The sequence below is a fragment of the Maricaulis sp. genome (assembly GCF_048269565.1).
Lineage (GTDB): Bacteria > Pseudomonadota > Alphaproteobacteria > Caulobacterales > Maricaulaceae > Maricaulis.
The window spans coordinates 185,578-201,045 of sequence record NZ_JBLXIK010000004.1 but is presented as its reverse complement, the minus strand read 5'-3'; the positions used below and the strand labels follow the sequence as shown (position 1 = coordinate 201,045).

Here is a 15,468-nt window from a genome sequence, read left to right as displayed (position 1 = left end):
TTAATCTCTCTAGTCGCTAGAGCTTCAAGCCCTGATTTTCCCTAAACTCAGCGCCCCGACCGGTCGCCGATCAAGTCGAGCTGACGGTCGGACTCGCGGGCGAAATCGACCACCGTCTCCGAGGCGTCCTGGAAGAAATCCAGCGTCATGTTCTCATAGGTATCGGTCGGCTCGTGATAATGCGGGTGATAATCGACGCCGAGATAGATGAAGGGGATGCCGACGGCATGGAAAGCGCCGCTATCGGTCGCATTGGTCCAGTCGGCGCCATGATCCTCGGACGGCTCGTCAAAACCGGTCGGCAGATTGACGGCAGAACGCGCGCGCACCGCCTCCACGACCGGCATCAGGAAGGGATAGTGATAGGTCCCGACCGCCCAGAGAATGCGCTCGTCGGACATCGCAAGCATGTCGAGATTGAGATTGAAGGCGATGGTCTCGATCGGCACCGGCGGGCTGGCGACAAAGGCCTCGGCGCCGCGCAGGCCATGCTCTTCGGCATCGAAGGCCACGAAAACAATATCATGTTCGGGCGGGCTGGCGGCAAAGCTCGCGGCCGCCGCCAGCAGGGCCGCGACACCGGAGGCATTGTCATCGGCGCCATTCCAGATCTGGCCGCCGCGCTCGCCCATATGGTCATAATGCGCACTGAGCACCATCACCCGGCCGCTATCGCCGGTGCCGCGCAGGCGGCCGATGATATTGGTGCCGACCGTGGTCGGGCTCCAGCCATTGGGGCGATCGAATTCGAAGGTCGACACGAAGCTGTCATTGATCGGCTCGATGCCGATCTCCTGGAAGCGCGAAATAATATAGGCGCGGGCGCGTTCACTGCCCGCCGTCGCCACGAGGCGGCCTTGCATGTCATCGGCCGCGAGAATGCGCAGATCCTCGAGCAATTGCGCCCGGTCCATCGCCGGTGCGACGGCGGAACCGGCAGCCGCCGCGGTCTCGGCCTCCGGTGCGGAGATTGTCGTCGGTGCCTGGCACGCAACAGCAAGGACAGTACAGGCGGCAGTGGCCAACAGGTGCAGGTAACGCATGAGATCTCCCCGTATAATCTGCGTCGCACTCTGCCACGGCGTCGGCGTCAACCCCATTTGTTTTTCTGCGAGTTCAGAACCAACGGCTCGGGCGAGCCGCCGGACCGGCCTCGAGCGCGGGCCAATTGGCTTCCGAGCGGGCCAGATAGCCGGGGATGTCGGATTGCCAGCGGCGATGGATGGCGGGAGAGAAATTGAGGTAGAGCCGGCCATCGACAATCTGCCAGGCCAGCGGATCGCTGCGCACCTTGCGGCCATCAGCGAGGGCAAAGGCGCAATGCCCGTCATAGGCCGGGGCGTAGCGAGACGGGTCTGCCAGGAAGGCCTCCCGGCTGGCCTCGCTGGCAAACCACCAGCTGGCGCCATTATGGTCGGCGGTGATCGTCTCCAGCCCCGGCACGGGCCCGGTCTCGCTGAAATAGCTGACCACGTCATAGCCGTTGAGGGCGCGTCCCTCGCGATCGGTGTATTGCTCGCCGGCCCGGGCGATCCCGGCGGGCAGGACCAGCAGGGCGATGAGCGCGAACAGCGCCGCCGGGCGCCAAGCCGGGAGGGCGGCTGCAGGTGAACGGGACATGGACTTCTCCTTGGCGAGGGTGACGTATAGCGTGGCCTCCTGTATGAGCCCGATGCCGGGACTTGAACACCGCCGCGGAAGCGCGAAACGGTCACGCCTTGATCCCGGCGCCGACAAGATTTCGTGATCACAGCAACACCAGGATGCCCGACCATGCCGATGCCCGCCGAAGAGATCATCGCCCACATCAAGGCCGGCCTGCCGGACGCAAAAATCGAGCTGGAGGACCTGGCCGGCGATAATGATCACTGGAAGGCCATCGTCACCAGTGAGGCGTTCCGCGGCAAGTTGCGCGTCGCCCAGCACCAGATGGTCTATGCGACGCTCGGCTCGAAAATGGGCAATGAGCTGCACGCCCTGGCGCTGGAAACCCGCACACCCGATGCCTGAGGCATGAGCGATCCGGCCCCCCTCTCCCGTCTCGGTTTCGGTGTCACCGGACCGCATGCGTCCCTGGCCGTCTCGCGGCGTGACACACAGCGTCTGATCGCCGAGGCGATCGATCTCGGCATCACCCTGTTCGATACCGGGCCGGCCTATGGGCGCGGCGAAGGCGAACGCCGCCTTGGCGAGGCCCTGCGCGGGCGCCGGCGCGACGGATTGTTCATCGCCACCAAGGCCGGCATCGATATCGACCGCCACCGGGACTTCTCCGCCGGCGGCATCGAGATGTCCGTGCGCGGCTCGCTGGAACGTCTGCGAACGCCCTATATCGACCTGCTGTTGCTGCACGGCCCCTCCGCCGCCGAAATGTCGGACCGGCTCATTCGCCGCCTCGAGGCCCTGCGCGAGCGCGGCATGGTGCGCCAGATCGGCGTGTGTGGCCGCGGGCCCGAGCTCGACGCGGCGATCGATCTCGGTGTGTTCGATGCGCTGATGGCGCCCGTCCATGCCGGCCTCGACACCGCCGCCCTCGCCCGGCTGGCGCGCGCCAGCGAGGCCGGGATGAAGGTGATCGGTATCGAGGCGATCAGCGCCTCGGCGCGGCCGGACCTGCGCTTTCCGGCTTCGCGCGCTGATCTGTGGTATCTCGCCCGCGCCGCCAAACGCGCCCTCACCGCAGCAAAGACCCAGCGCATCACTGCGCCGCCCGGGGGTGCGCTGAAATGGGCACTCGCCCGGAGGGGCGTCGATGCGGTAGTATGCCTGACAACGCGATCCGCCAATCTCGCTGCCAATGCGCGGCAGGCGGGTCTTGCAGCGGGAGCCGGGACCCCCCAGCTCTCCGGTACGGATTTACCAGGAGCACCATGATGTCCACCAATGCCCACGACGCCATCAAGGCCACCGTCGAGAATAACGACATCGTGCTGTTCATGAAGGGCACGCCGGTCTTCCCGCAATGCGGGTTTTCCTCGGTCGTGGCGCGCGTGCTCGACCATCTCCAGGTCGATTTCGAAAGCGTCAACGTGCTCGAAGATGCCGACATCCGTCAGGGCATCAAGGATTTCTCCAATTGGCCGACCATCCCCCAGCTCTATGTGAAGGGCGAGTTTGTCGGCGGTTGCGACATCATCAAGGAAATGTTCGAGACGGGCGAGTTGCAGGCCTATCTCAAGGACAAGGGCGTGCTCGAAAGCGCCTGACCGGAAAGGGCCGCCATGACAGACACACCGGACCGCCCCATCCTGCAGCCCGGGATCGACCATCCGCTGGAATTGCGGGAGATCGATGATCAGGTCCGCATCCGTGTTGGCGATGAAGAACTGGCCGGCGCGGCCCAGGCACTGGAGCTGCGCGAGCACACCTGTTCGCCCGTGCTCTATGTCCGCCGCAGCGATATCGCGCCGCGCTTCCTGCAGCGCTCGATGCAGACCAGCTGGTGCCCCTATAAGGGCAAGGCGAGTTATTTCCATATCCGGCTGAAGGATGGATCGCGGCTCGCGAATGCGGTGTGGAGCTATGAAAGCCCTTTCGCCCATATCGCGGCGATCAAGGACCGGCTGGCCTTTTATCCCGACAAGGTGTCCGTCGAGCGGCTGCAGGCAACCCCGGCCTAGCGTTGCGCCATATCCTGGCGGCCACTCTCGTTCCAGTCCCAGGCGCGCTGGTCGATCGGGTTGAGCACGATGACGCGGCCACCGATCGGCACGCCCAGCTCCTCGAAACCAAAGCCGAGCTGTGCCCCCCAGGGCAGGGTCTGTCCGCAACGGTCCGGCTGGGTGCGCACCAGCCGCACGGTGTAGACATCGCGATGGTACTGCTCGACATCGACCGTGAAATCCGAGCGCACGGTGCAGCCATGGGTATCGGCATGCACCACCAGGATATCGTCATCGATCACGCGCCAATAGACCACCGGCTCGAGATCGGGATCGACCTGCGGCGCCTGGCGGTTTGTGCCCGGCAAGTGGATATTGGCCAGATTGACGTCCGGCATGTGAATCGTCGGCAGCGACGGCATTGATGGCAGGGAGGCGAGCAGCCCCGGGCGCGCATCCGGCTCCGGAGCCGGCGTGCTCGAACAGGCGATACAGGACATCGCGGCACCGAACACCGCCAGAAAATGCATACGCATGGTCTATCCCCCCAAGGACGTGCCGGCACTGCACCCAGCGACCGGCGGCTCCAGACCCAAACTGAAACACTTTGTTCATAAGTCGCAAAATGAAGGCCAAATCAACGCGATGACGGTGGCGCACACGCCATTGGCAATCGCGCAGCAAAAAGGCCGCCCGGCATAACCGGACGGCCTTTTCATGTCTGGATATTCGCGTCGCCTAGGAGGAGTAGAACTCGACCACGAGGCTTGGCTCCATCTGGACCGGATACGGCACTTCGGCGAATTCAGGGGTACGCACGAAGGTGACCTTCATCGCTTTCGCGTCGAGATCGATGTAATCCGGGATATCGCGTTCGGCACTTTCCAGCGCTTCGAGCACCAGGGCCATCGAGCGCGAACGTTCGCGAACTTCAACCACATCGCCGACCTTGCAACGGTAGGACGCGATATTGACGCGCTTGCCATTGACCAGGACATGGCCGTGATTGACGAACTGACGCGCGGCAAACACGGTCGGGACAAACTTGGCGCGGTAGACCAGCGCATCAAGGCGGGATTCCAGCAGACCGATCAGGTTCTCGGCGGCATTGCCCTTGCGACGCGAAGCTTCGTCAAAGGTGCGGCGGAACTGCTTCTCGGTGATATTGCCGTAATAGCCTTTCAGCTTCTGCTTGGCGCGCAGCTGAAGGCCGAAATCGGAGACCTTGCTCTTGCGACGCTGACCATGCTGGCCAGGACCGTAAGAACGGGAATTGACAGGAGATTTTGGACGGCCCCAAAGGTTTTCACCCATGCGGCGGTCAATTTTATACTTCTGGCTATGACGTTTTGACATGTTCTCTCTTTTCGATGCGGCCCGGTGAACCTCCCTCAAGGCTCACGATCTAAACGGCGGTCCACGCATCGTCCCGTTGGGGTTGATCCACACAGAGCAAGGCTCCGGCGAGGGAAAAGGGGTTCTAGACGTGTGGAGGCGAATGTCAATGGCTGTGGGCGGCGGGAGAGTAACCGGCACTGCCGGAGGCGCCGTTTGACTGGAAGTTCCGCCCCGACTAGGGAAAGCACATGCTCAAAACACTCACGGCCACCATCGCCCTGTTCGCCCTGCTCCTCGTTTGGCCCGCCGCCGTACGCGCACAGGACAGCACGTATCTCGCCCGGCTCGCAGCGACCGCCTATGATCAGGCAGCCGCCGCGATCGCTGACGATCCCGCCCCGGGCATTTCCGTAACGGTGCTGCTGCCCAGCGGACACTGGATTGATGCCACGGCAGGGCTCGCGGACCGAGTCTCACACACCGTCGTGTCGCCGGATACCCGATTCCTGTCTGGCAGTATCGGCAAGAGCGTGACGGGCCTGATCGCCGCGGAACTGGCGAGTGAAGGCGTGATCGATCTCGACGCCCCGATCTCGACCTGGCTTTCCGGCCAGCCGTTCTGGCCCGACTTGCGCAATGCCGAGGCTATCACCCTGCGCATGCTGCTCAATCACACCGCGGGTGTGCCGGATTATCTCGAGGATCCGGGCTTTTTTCTCTCCGGATTCCTGCGCGGCGGGCGCGGCTATACTCCGGCGGAACTTGTCGGCTTCGTTGCCGATGAGGCGCCCATCAATACGCCGGGAACCGCTTTTTCCTATTCCGACACCCACTACATCCTCATAGGCCTGATCCTGGAAGCCGCTACCGGGCAGGACTATCATTCACTGGTGCGCGAGCGCGTGATCGAGCCGCTCGGCCTGACGGATACGGAAGTGCTTTCCGGCCGCGATCATGATCGTTTGGCCAGCGGCCATGTCAGGGGGGTGTTCGGGCTTTCCGCCACTGCCCGCAATCACCGCCTCAATCACAATCTCGACCATGAGTGGGCGGCCGGTGGACTGGTGACCACGCCGGGCGACCTCGCGCGGTTCTATGCCGCGCTTGGTTCGGGTGAACTGTCCGCGCCCGGCGCACAGATGCGCGCCAACGCCTTTGTCGTCGATGCGGAGCGAGGCTCCAGCTATGGATTGGGCCTTTATGTGCGCACCTATGAGGATGGCGCGTTCCGCATCGCCCATGGCGGTGATTTCGGCGGCTATCGCTCCGCAGCGGTCTACGACTCGAAGACCGGCATCACGATCGCAGTCCAGGCGAACGGGAAGAGTTTCGAAGCGCCGGACTTTGCCTTTGCCCTGATGGACGAAATTGCCGCCATCACGCCCTGACGGCGGTCTTCAGCCAAACCCGCTTCCCCCATCGCCGCAAATGCGGCAAACCATAGCCAGCCCGTGGGGGAGCCGGCCTTGTTATTCAATTCGATCCAATTCCTGTTTGTCTTCCTGCCTGTAACGCTGGTGTTGTACTACACCGCGCGGCGCTATGCCGGTCACCAGGCAGCGCTGGCTTTGCTGACGCTGGCCTCGATGGTCTTTTATGGCTGGTGGAATGCCAGCTATCTGGCACTGCTGCTCAGTTCGATCATCGTCAACCACGCGTTCGGCGTCGCGATCCGCCGGCGCGGCTCCCAGCCCTGGCTGGCGATCGGCATCGTGTTCAATCTGGCGCTGATCGGGGTCTATAAATACGCCGACTTCTTTGTTGCCAATACCAATGCCGTCACCGGGCTCGACCTGCCGCTGGCGCATCTGGCGCTGCCGCTGGCGATCTCCTTCTTCACCTTCCAGCAGATCAGCTATCTGGTCGATGTCGCGCGCAATCATGCCAATCCGGGCAGCCTGGTGAAGCATGCCCTGTTCGTCTCCTTCTTCCCGCAATTGATCGCCGGCCCGATCATTCGCCACCAGGAGATTGCCGACCAGTTCGATGACGCCAGGCGCAAGGACGTGCTCGCCGACAATCTCGGCATCGGCTTCACCATCTTCGCCCTCGGCCTCGCCAAGAAAGTCCTGCTCGCCGACAATCTGCAACCCTTTGCCTCGAGCGGCTTTGATATTGCGGCCCATGGCGGCGAGGTCGGCGCGCTGGCGGCCTGGACCTCGGCCCTGTGCTATGCCTTCCAGATCTTCTTCGACTTTTCCGGCTATTCCGACATGGCCCTCGGCCTGGCGCGGATGTTCGGCTTCCACATCCCGGCCAATTTCAACGCACCCTACCGCGCCACCTCCATCGTCGATTTCTGGCGCCGCTGGCACATCACCCTGTCGCGTTTCCTGCGCGACTATCTCTACATCCCGCTCGGCGGCAACCGGAGGGGCGAATACCGCCGCTGGGCCAATCTCTTCATCGTCATGCTGCTCGGCGGCCTCTGGCACGGCGCCGCCTGGACCTTTGTCGTCTGGGGCGGTCTGCACGGGATGGGGCTGGCCTGGTGTCACTGGATCGACAGCAAATTCCCGGGTGGCCTGTTCCCGAAACCGCTGAAATTCCTCGCGCCGCTCTTCACCTTCCTCTTCGTCACCTTCGCCTGGGTCTTCTTCCGCGCCGACAGTTTTGCCGCCGCCAATGCGATGCTCGCGGGCATGGCCGGGTTTAACGGGCTCGGCGAGAATGTCGGCGACGATCCTTTCATCGCGATCATCATCAGCCTGGCGATCATCTGGTTCCTGCCCGACACCATCTCGGCGGTGTCGCGCTATCTCGACCCGCGCACGCTGGCGGGCCAGGAGAACCACCTGCAAAAGGGCTGGCGCTGGTCAGCGAGCACCACCAGCGCGATCCTGATTGCCAGCCTCTTCTTCCTCGCCATCATCAATTCCTGGACCGTGGCGGAGTTCATCTATTACCGCTTCTGATCCCCCCGATGCCGATGCGTTCAAGCGTCTGGCCCGTTATGCGCGCATCTTCGCGGCAACCCTGGTTGCGTGGCTGATCGGCTTTGGCGGCTTCACCCTTGTGGTCGACCCCTATGAGATCGCGCCCTGGATCTCGATCGATGGCGTCAATGCCCGCCGCACGCGCGCGCATGAGGACGGCTACCGGGTCCATGTCGGCCACCGCCTGCTGACCAGCGAGGCCGGCACCATCACCCTGGGCAGTTCGCGGGTGATGGACGGCTTCCCGCGCGACCTGCCCGACTGGCCCGGCGGCTATGAGAATCTCGCCATGGCCGGGACCTCGGCATTCGAGCTCGCCCGCGCCAGCGCCCTCGCCGCGCGCAATGAGGCGATCAATTGCGTCATCATCGGCGCCGATCTGCGCGAGTTTTCCACCGACACCAATACCCAGGCGACCTACTGGATCACGCCGATGGCCGGCGGCTCGCAGATCGCGGCGCTGGCGAAGATGGCCCTGTCACCGAGCGCCTTTGCCCGCGCCCTGCAGACCGTCGACGACAATCGCACCGGCGGCTCCGACGAGCGCTGGGAGCATGCCTATAACGAGGCCGGGCTGCCAGCGCGCTTCGAGGAAGAACTGGCCAAGCGTTACCGCTATTACGCCTCGTATGAATACGATCCGGAACGCGTCGCCTTCCTGTTCCGCGGCATTGATGCCCTGCTCGCCTCGGGCAAACAGGTCGTGGTCTTCATCCACCCGGTCCATGCCTGGTATGAGGAAGCCCGCCAGCGCGCCGGTGCCGGCCCGGCCGAGATCGCCCTGCGGCGCGATATTGCCGCCCAGATTGCGGCGCGCGGCGTCACGGCAGAGGCCAATCAGGCCTGTTTCGACGGACCGGCCCTGCAGGGCTGGGATTTCGGCGGTTTCTCCGAGCCGGCGCAAAGCGCGCCGCCCGCCGGCGATGGCTCGGCGCCCAATCCCTGGTATTACGTACCGTCGCATTATCGGCCCGCCCTGGGCCAGGCGATCCTGGACCGGCTTGCCGGGCACAGCGATACCGGACAGGTCGGCGAGGGGTTTGGCCGCCGGCTCGACGGTGACACGCTGGAGGCCGATCTCGCCGCCTTGCAGGCGGGCCGTGAGCGCTGGCTGCAATCGGGCACGCCCTGGCAGCAGCACGCGGCGCAGGCGTTTGACGCCTTCGACATCGATCCGCCGGCACCGGAAGCCGGACCGCGCATATTCCTCAGCCATGGTGACCGGGTTGATCTCGAGCGTGATGTGCGGCGGATCGAGGAGCAGTACCGCAGCGACCGCTAGAATCGCCTCAGTCGTCCTGCACGGTACGCGCCCGGCCGCGACCGCGCGCCAGCGCCTTCACACAGCCACGAAAGGTGCGCACTTCCTGGGTGGTCCAGCGGCCGCGCACGAAGGCGGCGCGCAGGTTTTGCACCATCAGCGGGGTCTTGTCGGGCGGGTAGAAGAAGCCGGACCGTTCCAGCTCGGCTTCGAAATGCTCGAACATGCCCTCGAGATCAAAGCGCGAGGCAACATCGGAGACCGGGTCGAACACCGCCGGGGCGCCCTCCTCGGCCATCCACTCATAGGCGAGAATGCCGACCGCCTGGCCGAGATTGAGCGAGGAAAAACTGCGATCGACTGGCAGGGTGATAATGACATCGGACAGGGCGACGGCATCATTGAGCAATCCGCCCTTCTCGCCGCCGAACAATATGCCGACCTTCTCGCCCGTCGCGATTGCGGCGCGGGCATCGGCCATGCCCTCGCGGGCCGTCATCACCGGCTTCTCCATGCCGCGCGGCCGTGCCGTCGTCGCGTAAAGCCTTGTAAAACCGCCAACTCCCGCCGTCAGATCATCCACCAGCCTCGCATTGTCCAGCACGGGCGAGCCGACCGCCATCGAGACCGCCTTCGGATTGGGCCAGTCATCGCGCGGCGCCACCAGCACCAGATCCTCGAGGCCGAAATTGCCCATCACCCGCGCCGCAGCCCCGATATTCTCGCCCAGTTGCGGGTGAACGAGGACGAAGGAGGGCGCAGCGGTCGCTTGGGTCATGGAGCAGGGCCTTCACCTTGGGGCGCGCCAATGCTAGAGAGCGCGCAAATCAGAATACAGGGCCATACCTAGCGCCTTACACACCCGTCCGAAAAGAAAGCACAACACCATGGCGAAGATCAAAGTCGATACCCCGGTCGTCGAACTCGACGGCGATGAGATGACCCGCATCATCTGGCAGCTGATCAAGGACAAGCTGATCCTGCCCTATCTCGACATTGATCTGAAATATTACGACCTCTCGATCGAAAAGCGCGACGAGACCAATGACCAGATCACGGTCGATTCGGCCGAGGCGATCAAGAAATACGGCGTCGGCATCAAATGCGCCACGATCACCCCGGACGAGGCCCGCGTCGAGGAATTCGGCCTCAAGAAGATGTGGCGTTCGCCCAATGGCACCATCCGCAACATTCTTGGCGGCGTTGTCTTCCGCGAGCCGATCGTCATTTCCAATGTCCCGCGCCTGGTGCCCGGCTGGACCCAGCCGATCGTCATCGGCCGCCATGCCTTCGGTGACCAGTACAAGGCGACCGATTTCCTCGCCCCGTCTGCCGGCAAGCTGACCATGACCTTCCAGCCGTCCGACGGTTCCGAGCCGATCACGCGCGAAGTGTTCGACTTCCCGAGCCCCGGTGTGGCGATGGGCATGTATAATCTGGATGACTCGATCCGCGATTTTGCCCGCGCCAGCCTGAATTACGGCCTGCGTCGCGGCTGGCCGGTCTATCTGTCGACCAAGAACACGATCCTGAAAGCCTATGATGGCCGCTTCAAGGACCTGTTCCAGGAAATCTACGACACCGAGTTCAAGGACGCTTTCGCGGCCAAGGGCATTTCCTACGAGCACCGCCTGATCGACGACATGGTCGCCGCAGCGATGAAATGGTCCGGCGGTTTCGTCTGGGCCTGCAAGAATTACGACGGCGATGTCCAGTCCGACACGGTCGCCCAGGGCTTCGGCTCGCTCGGCCTGATGACCTCGGTTCTGATGTCACCCGATGGCTCGGTGGTCGAGGCGGAAGCCGCCCACGGCACCGTGACGCGCCACTATCGCCAGCATCAGCGCGGCGAGCAGACCTCGACCAATCCGATCGCCTCGATCTTCGCCTGGACCCAGGGCCTGTCGCATCGCGGCCGCATGGATGACAACCAGGCGCTGATGGACTTTGCCGCCAAGCTGGAAGACACGATCATCAAGACGGTGGAAGCCGGCTATATGACCAAGGATCTGGCGCTGCTGGTCGGCGATCACCAGGGCTGGCTCACCACCCAGGGCTTCCTCGACAAGGTCGACGAACGCTTCAAGGCGGCGATGGCCTGATCGCCTCGAAATAACCCCTGCCGGACGGACGCCTCCTCGACGGGGGGCGTCCGCCGGCGCCGGGAAAGCCGTTAAAACCCGGGCCAGCAACGCCGCGCCTGGCGAGATTGGACACCGATGCCCTCCTCGTATGAATTTTCTGCTGAGGACCAGCTCTGCGTCTGGACCATGAGCGGCCGGCTCAGGGTGGATGCGATGCTCGAGTCCGTTCTGGCGGCGCGCGCCGATCCGCGCTGGTCCAACGAGTACGATTTCCTGACCCTTTTCATCGATGCCAGCCTCGCCGACGTCACGCCCGATGATGCCAGCGCGCTGGTGGAGAGCTTCGCGACGCTGGACACGCCCCGTGCCGACGGCCTGCGCAAGCGCGCCGGCATCGTGTGCAGCGACGAAATGGCGGCCGGGCTGCTGGTCTATTACGAGGTCAGGTCGGACAGCGCGCGCGCCAGCATCGAGCGCTATTTCCGGACCGAACGTGAAGCGCGCGCCTGGCTGGCCAGCCCGCGCGAAAAATAGGCCTCAGCCCTGGCGTTTCAGGGTCACGAAGATTTCCGCCTCGATCGTCCAGCGTGCGCCGTCAAAGCGCCATTTGGCGAAGTAACGGCCGCTATAGCGGATCGAAAACCCCTCGCTTGACCAGGCGCCGCGCCAGCGGCCCGTCTCGCCGGCCAGCTCGCCATCCTCACCGATCTCGATCCGCGCCGGTGTGCGCACATAGCTGACATCGGGCATATTGGTGAAGATCGACTGCCAGGCCTCCAGCTGCGCCTCGCGGCCGGTAATCAGCACCGCATCATCGCCGGGCACCAGGGTGACCGCATCAGACAGGGTCTCAGCGATCACGGCCATGTCGCGCGCCGCCAGTGCCGCGTTGAATTGGGCCCGCGCCGCCGCAACAGCGCGCGCTGCGGCCTTGTCGCCAACCAGCTGCACCTCGGCGCCGGGTGCCGGACGCGCGAGCCGGGCCATCAGGCGCCCAGTGCGGTGCGGATCGCGTCCAGCCCGGCCTGGGCCTTGGCACCGTCCGGCCCGCCGGCCTGTGCGAAGTCAGCGCGGCCACCGCCGCCCTTGCCGCCGACCGGCGCCGCCCCGGCACGCACCAGCTCCACGGCCGAAAAGCGATCCGCCAGGTCATCGGTGACACCGACCGCCAGCGCCGCCTTGCCGTCATTGTTCGAGATGAAGGCGGCGATGCCCGAGCCCATCTGCGTCTTGGCCTCATCGATCAGGCCGCGCAAATCCTTGCCGCCCACGCCTTCGACAACGCGGCCAATGAATTTGATGCCGGCAATATCTTCCGGACCGGCCGGTGCACCGGCCGTGCCGCCGCCCATCGCCAATTGCTTCTTGGCCTCGGCGAGCTGGCGCTCGAGTTTCTTGCGCTCATCGATCAGGCTCGCCACCCGTGCCGCCAGTTCAACGGGCGGGGTCTTGAGCGTATCGGCAGCGGCGCGGCCGAAACCGATCTGTTCTTCCATGAACAGGCGGGCCGCCTCGCCGGTCAGCGCCTCGATCCGACGCACGCCGGAGGCGACCGAGCTTTCCGCCACGATCTTGAACAGGGCGATATCGCCGGTGCGCGCGACATGGGTGCCGCCGCACAGCTCGACCGAATAGGGCTTGTCGCTGCCATCGAGCGCATGGCCCATGGCGAGCACACGCACCGTGTCGCCATACTTCTCGCCAAACAGGGCCAGCGCCCCGGCCTCGATGGCGGCGTCGGGCGTCATCTCGCGGGTCGAAACGGCGAGATTCTGGCGGATCACGGCATTGACCTGGGCCTCGACCGCCGCGAGATCGGCGGCGCTGATCGGCTTGTTCTGGCTGAAATCAAAGCGCAGCCGGTCGGGGCCGACATAGGAGCCCTTCTGCGACACCTGCGGCCCGAGCACATCGCGCAGGGCGGCATGCAGCAAATGCGTCGCGGAGTGATTGGCGCGCGTCGTATTGCGGCGCGCCGCATCGACCCTGAGCACGGCATGATCGCCGAGCGTGATTTCGCCGCGCTCGAGCACGCCGACATGCGCATGCATGTCGCCGCCGCGCTTTTGCGTGTCGGTGACGCGGAAAATGGCGCCATTTTCGAATTCGATCAGACCACTATCGCCGGCCTGTCCGCCGGATTCGCCGTAAAACGGCGTCGCATCAAATACCAGCTCGCCGCGCTGGCCGGCACCGAGCGCCTTGGCCTCGTGGGCATCGGCGATAATCGCGGCCAGCCTGCCGCGGCCTTCCAGCCCGTCATAGCCGAGGAATTCGCTGGCGCCGGCCTTGTCGCGCACGGCAAACCAGACCTCGTCCGGGGCCGCCTGGCCCGAGGAGAATTTGCTGGCGCGCGCATCGCTGCGCTGCTTGTCCATCGCGGTCTCAAAACCGGCCTCATCGACCGTCATCCCCTTGGCGCGCAGGGCATCCTGGGTCAGATCGAGCGGGAAGCCATAGGTATCGTAGAGCTTGAAAGCGGTGTCGCCCGGCAGAACCGCACCGGCGGCGAGGCCGGCGGTGGCTTCCTCGAGCAGGCCAAGCCCGCGGCCGAGCGTGGTCTGGAAGCGCTCTTCCTCGATGCGCAGCGTATCCTCGAGCATCGGCTGGGCGCGGACCAGTTCGGGATAGGCCTCGCCCATCTCCACCTTGAGCGCTTCGACCAGCTTCCACATCACCGGCTCGGTCGCACCGAGCAGATGCGCATGGCGCATGGCGCGGCGCATGATGCGGCGCAGGACATAGCCGCGGCCCTCATTGGACGGGCTGACGCCATCGGCCATCAGAAAACAGGTCGAGCGCAAATGATCGGCGATCACACGGTGGCTGGCCAGCGCCGTACCCTCCGCCTTGACGCCGAGTACGCTTTCGCCGGCCCGGATCAGATTGGCGAACAGATCGATCTCGTAATTATTGTGCTTGCCCTGCAGGATCGCGGCGATGCGCTCCAGCCCCATGCCGGTATCGATCGACGGCTTGGGCAGGTTGACGCGCTCCTCGGGGGAGAGCTGCTCATACTGCATGAAGACGAGATTCCAGATCTCGATGAAACGGTCGCCATCCTCGTCCGGCGAACCTGGAGGCCCACCCGGAATGTCGGCGCCATGGTCGAAGAATATCTCCGAGCACGGACCGCACGGACCGGTATCGCCCATCGACCAGAAATTGTCCGAGGTCGAGATCGAGATGATGCGGTCGTCGGAGAGGCCGGCGATCTTGCGCCACAGGGCCCGCGCCTCCTGGTCTTCGGAATAGACCGTGACCAGCAGCCGGTCGGCGCTCAGGCCGTATTCCCGGGTGACCAGCTGCCAGGCATGATGGATCGCCTGCTCCTTGAAATAATCGCCGAACGAAAAATTCCCGAGCATTTCAAAGAAGGTATGGTGGCGCGCCGTATAGCCGACATTGTCGAGATCATTGTGCTTGCCGCCGGCGCGGACGCACTTCTGCGACGAGGTTGCGCGCGTGTAGGGGCGCTTTTCCTTGCCGGTGAAGACATTCTTGAACGGCACCATGCCGGCATTGACGAAGAGCAGGGTCGGATCGTCCTGCGGCACCAGCGGGCTGGAGGGCACGACCTCATGGCCATTGCGGCCGAAGTAGTCGAGAAAAGTCGCCCGGATATCGCGCAAGCTGGCCATGGAATCATCCTGTTTAGCATCGTCATTTCGGCGCCCGGCCGAAGCCGCTGCGTTACCAGTTTTCAGGAGATATGGAAACGTGGCGGCCTGTGCAAGCCGTGCGTCTCAACCCGCAGGCGCGATCGTCCCGACCTCGCCGAAATGACGGAACCCCTTGCCTTGCCGGATGTCCTCGAGCCAGGCATCGGGCAGGCGGTAGGCGGCGACTGCAGCCTCGAGCGTATCGACATAGCGCCGGTCCTTTTGGGTGCATTCCGGATCATGCGTGAATTCACGCCATAGCCTCGCCTCGCTGCGCACCTGCTCCGGCATCACCCAGATGGTTTCATCCGGCAGGACATCATCTCGAGTACGCCTGGCTTCAAAGAACCGGTCAGCCAGGGCGCCCAGATCCTCCGCCTCGATTTCGGCCAGCGACACATCGGGTGCGAAATGGACGATCTCGCGATCGGTGAAGCGGTAGTGCTCGCGATCAATGTAGCGCGTGGCCACGAATTCAAGATCGGCGGGTGTGACACTACCGCTGAAGGTAAAGATCCGGATGCCCCGTTCCAGATCGACAGACATACCAATGGCCATAACAAGACTTTCAAAAGACACTAGACG

At 64.2% G+C, this 15,468-nt stretch carries 18 protein-coding genes; 10 read left to right on the top strand and 8 right to left on the bottom strand.

The window, feature by feature from the left end; all coding sequences use genetic code 11:
- Positions 1 to 47: 47 nt before the first annotated feature.
- A complete protein-coding gene (locus ACN0YL_RS10235) occupies positions 48 to 1,043 on the bottom strand; it encodes a M20/M25/M40 family metallo-hydrolase (RefSeq protein WP_417497906.1) in 996 nt (331 codons plus the stop codon).
- 73 nt (positions 1,044 to 1,116) lie between these two features.
- On the bottom strand, positions 1,117 to 1,620 hold the full coding sequence (locus ACN0YL_RS10230; protein WP_417491346.1) for a YHS domain-containing (seleno)protein: 504 nt from the start codon (positions 1,618 to 1,620) through the stop codon (positions 1,117 to 1,119).
- Positions 1,621 to 1,773: 153 nt separating this feature from the next.
- On the opposite strand from ACN0YL_RS10230, the gene ACN0YL_RS10225 reads away from it, so the two are divergent.
- The 4 genes from ACN0YL_RS10225 to ACN0YL_RS10210 are packed head-to-tail and all read left to right on the top strand — an operon-like array spanning position 1,774 to position 3,620.
- A complete protein-coding gene (locus ACN0YL_RS10225; protein WP_417310358.1) occupies positions 1,774 to 2,010 on the top strand; it encodes a BolA family protein in 237 nt (78 codons plus the stop codon).
- A gap of 3 nt (positions 2,011 to 2,013) precedes the next feature.
- A complete protein-coding gene (locus ACN0YL_RS10220) occupies positions 2,014 to 2,874 on the top strand; it encodes an aldo/keto reductase (protein WP_417497905.1) in 861 nt (286 codons plus the stop codon).
- Positions 2,874 to 3,206 (top strand): Grx4 family monothiol glutaredoxin, encoded by a 333-nt coding sequence (gene grxD / locus ACN0YL_RS10215; RefSeq protein WP_417310360.1) that lies wholly within the window; start codon positions 2,874 to 2,876, stop codon positions 3,204 to 3,206. Before ACN0YL_RS10220 ends, grxD begins: the two co-directional genes overlap by 1 nt.
- A gap of 15 nt (positions 3,207 to 3,221) precedes the next feature.
- Positions 3,222 to 3,620, top strand: coding sequence for a DUF427 domain-containing protein (locus ACN0YL_RS10210; protein ID WP_417497904.1), 399 nt, complete (start codon positions 3,222 to 3,224; stop codon positions 3,618 to 3,620).
- Here the strand turns inward: ACN0YL_RS10210 and ACN0YL_RS10205 are convergent.
- Positions 3,617 to 4,138: a hypothetical protein gene (locus ACN0YL_RS10205; RefSeq protein ID WP_417497903.1), complete on the bottom strand. Its 522-nt coding sequence runs from the start codon at positions 4,136 to 4,138 to the stop codon at positions 3,617 to 3,619. The two genes, ACN0YL_RS10210 and ACN0YL_RS10205, sit on opposite strands and share 4 nt — an antisense overlap.
- Here ACN0YL_RS10205 and ACN0YL_RS10200 point away from each other — a divergent pair.
- A complete protein-coding gene (locus tag ACN0YL_RS10200; protein WP_417497902.1) occupies positions 4,137 to 4,304 on the top strand; it encodes a hypothetical protein in 168 nt (55 codons plus the stop codon). The genes ACN0YL_RS10205 and ACN0YL_RS10200 overlap by 2 nt on opposite strands.
- 36 nt (positions 4,305 to 4,340) lie before the next feature.
- Here ACN0YL_RS10200 and rpsD read toward each other — a convergent pair whose 3' ends face one another.
- Complete coding sequence (gene rpsD, locus ACN0YL_RS10195) at positions 4,341 to 4,958, bottom strand: 30S ribosomal protein S4 (RefSeq protein WP_417497901.1); 618 nt, start codon at positions 4,956 to 4,958, stop codon at positions 4,341 to 4,343.
- Between the two features lie 230 nt (positions 4,959 to 5,188).
- Here rpsD and ACN0YL_RS10190 point away from each other — a divergent pair, with 230 nt between their 5' ends.
- The 3 genes from ACN0YL_RS10190 to ACN0YL_RS10180 all read left to right on the top strand — a co-directional run bounded on the left by ACN0YL_RS10190 (position 5,189) and on the right by ACN0YL_RS10180 (position 9,158).
- Positions 5,189 to 6,328 carry a serine hydrolase domain-containing protein gene (locus ACN0YL_RS10190; RefSeq protein ID WP_417497900.1) on the top strand — a complete coding sequence of 380 codons (1,140 nt, stop codon included), beginning with the start codon at positions 5,189 to 5,191 and terminating at the stop codon, positions 6,326 to 6,328.
- Between the two features lie 78 nt (positions 6,329 to 6,406).
- A complete protein-coding gene (locus ACN0YL_RS10185; protein ID WP_417497899.1) occupies positions 6,407 to 7,855 on the top strand; it encodes an MBOAT family O-acyltransferase in 1,449 nt (482 codons plus the stop codon).
- Positions 7,856 to 7,955: 100 nt separating this feature from the next.
- Positions 7,956 to 9,158 (top strand): hypothetical protein, encoded by a 1,203-nt coding sequence (locus ACN0YL_RS10180; protein WP_417497898.1) that lies wholly within the window; start codon positions 7,956 to 7,958, stop codon positions 9,156 to 9,158.
- 7 nt (positions 9,159 to 9,165) lie between these two features.
- On the opposite strand, the gene ACN0YL_RS10175 is transcribed toward ACN0YL_RS10180, so the two are convergent.
- Entirely contained in the window at positions 9,166 to 9,915 is a 750-nt protein-coding gene (locus tag ACN0YL_RS10175; RefSeq protein WP_417497897.1) for an RNA methyltransferase, read from the bottom strand.
- A gap of 109 nt (positions 9,916 to 10,024) precedes the next feature.
- On the opposite strand from ACN0YL_RS10175, the gene ACN0YL_RS10170 reads away from it, so the two are divergent.
- Complete coding sequence (locus ACN0YL_RS10170) at positions 10,025 to 11,239, top strand: NADP-dependent isocitrate dehydrogenase (protein ID WP_417497896.1); 1,215 nt, start codon at positions 10,025 to 10,027, stop codon at positions 11,237 to 11,239.
- Between the two features lie 195 nt (positions 11,240 to 11,434).
- Positions 11,435 to 11,755: a hypothetical protein gene (locus ACN0YL_RS10165; RefSeq protein ID WP_417497895.1), complete on the top strand. Its 321-nt coding sequence runs from the start codon at positions 11,435 to 11,437 to the stop codon at positions 11,753 to 11,755.
- 3 nt (positions 11,756 to 11,758) lie between these two features.
- On the opposite strand, the gene ACN0YL_RS10160 is transcribed toward ACN0YL_RS10165, so the two are convergent.
- From ACN0YL_RS10160 to ACN0YL_RS10150, 3 genes are all read right to left on the bottom strand, one after another.
- Positions 11,759 to 12,208, bottom strand: a complete 450-nt coding sequence (locus ACN0YL_RS10160) for a nuclear transport factor 2 family protein (protein ID WP_417491336.1) — start codon at positions 12,206 to 12,208, stop codon at positions 11,759 to 11,761.
- A complete protein-coding gene (alaS, locus tag ACN0YL_RS10155) occupies positions 12,208 to 14,862 on the bottom strand; it encodes an alanine--tRNA ligase (RefSeq protein ID WP_417497894.1) in 2,655 nt (884 codons plus the stop codon). The genes ACN0YL_RS10160 and alaS overlap by 1 nt, the downstream gene beginning before the upstream one ends.
- 105 nt (positions 14,863 to 14,967) lie before the next feature.
- On the bottom strand, positions 14,968 to 15,429 hold the full coding sequence (locus ACN0YL_RS10150; RefSeq protein ID WP_417497893.1) for a hypothetical protein: 462 nt from the start codon (positions 15,427 to 15,429) through the stop codon (positions 14,968 to 14,970).
- Positions 15,430 to 15,468: the final 39 nt, after the last annotated feature.

Bases quoted from the DNA above. Each gene is read 5' to 3' on its own strand.
- ACN0YL_RS10165 (WP_417497895.1), top strand. From the start codon at position 11,435: ATGCTCGAGTCCGTTCTGGCGGCGCGCGCCGATCCGCGCTGGTCCAAC.
- rpsD (WP_417497901.1), bottom strand. From the start codon at position 4,958: ATGTCAAAACGTCATAGCCAGAAGTATAAAATTGACCGCCGCATGGGT.
- ACN0YL_RS10230 (WP_417491346.1), bottom strand. From the start codon at position 1,620: ATGTCCCGTTCACCTGCAGCCGCCCTCCCGGCTTGGCGCCCGGCGGCG.
- ACN0YL_RS10200 (WP_417497902.1), top strand. From the start codon at position 4,137: ATGGTCTATCCCCCCAAGGACGTGCCGGCACTGCACCCAGCGACCGGC.
- ACN0YL_RS10150 (WP_417497893.1), bottom strand. From the start codon at position 15,429: ATGTCTGTCGATCTGGAACGGGGCATCCGGATCTTTACCTTCAGCGGT.
- ACN0YL_RS10210 (WP_417497904.1), top strand. From the start codon at position 3,222: ATGACAGACACACCGGACCGCCCCATCCTGCAGCCCGGGATCGACCAT.
- ACN0YL_RS10160 (WP_417491336.1), bottom strand. From the start codon at position 12,208: ATGGCCCGGCTCGCGCGTCCGGCACCCGGCGCCGAGGTGCAGCTGGTT.
- ACN0YL_RS10220 (WP_417497905.1), top strand. From the start codon at position 2,014: ATGAGCGATCCGGCCCCCCTCTCCCGTCTCGGTTTCGGTGTCACCGGA.
- grxD (WP_417310360.1), top strand. From the start codon at position 2,874: ATGTCCACCAATGCCCACGACGCCATCAAGGCCACCGTCGAGAATAAC.
- ACN0YL_RS10235 (WP_417497906.1), bottom strand. From the start codon at position 1,043: ATGCGTTACCTGCACCTGTTGGCCACTGCCGCCTGTACTGTCCTTGCT.
- ACN0YL_RS10170 (WP_417497896.1), top strand. From the start codon at position 10,025: ATGGCGAAGATCAAAGTCGATACCCCGGTCGTCGAACTCGACGGCGAT.
- ACN0YL_RS10175 (WP_417497897.1), bottom strand. From the start codon at position 9,915: ATGACCCAAGCGACCGCTGCGCCCTCCTTCGTCCTCGTTCACCCGCAA.
- ACN0YL_RS10205 (WP_417497903.1), bottom strand. From the start codon at position 4,138: ATGCGTATGCATTTTCTGGCGGTGTTCGGTGCCGCGATGTCCTGTATC.
- alaS (WP_417497894.1), bottom strand. From the start codon at position 14,862: ATGGCCAGCTTGCGCGATATCCGGGCGACTTTTCTCGACTACTTCGGC.
- ACN0YL_RS10225 (WP_417310358.1), top strand. From the start codon at position 1,774: ATGCCGATGCCCGCCGAAGAGATCATCGCCCACATCAAGGCCGGCCTG.
- ACN0YL_RS10190 (WP_417497900.1), top strand. From the start codon at position 5,189: ATGCTCAAAACACTCACGGCCACCATCGCCCTGTTCGCCCTGCTCCTC.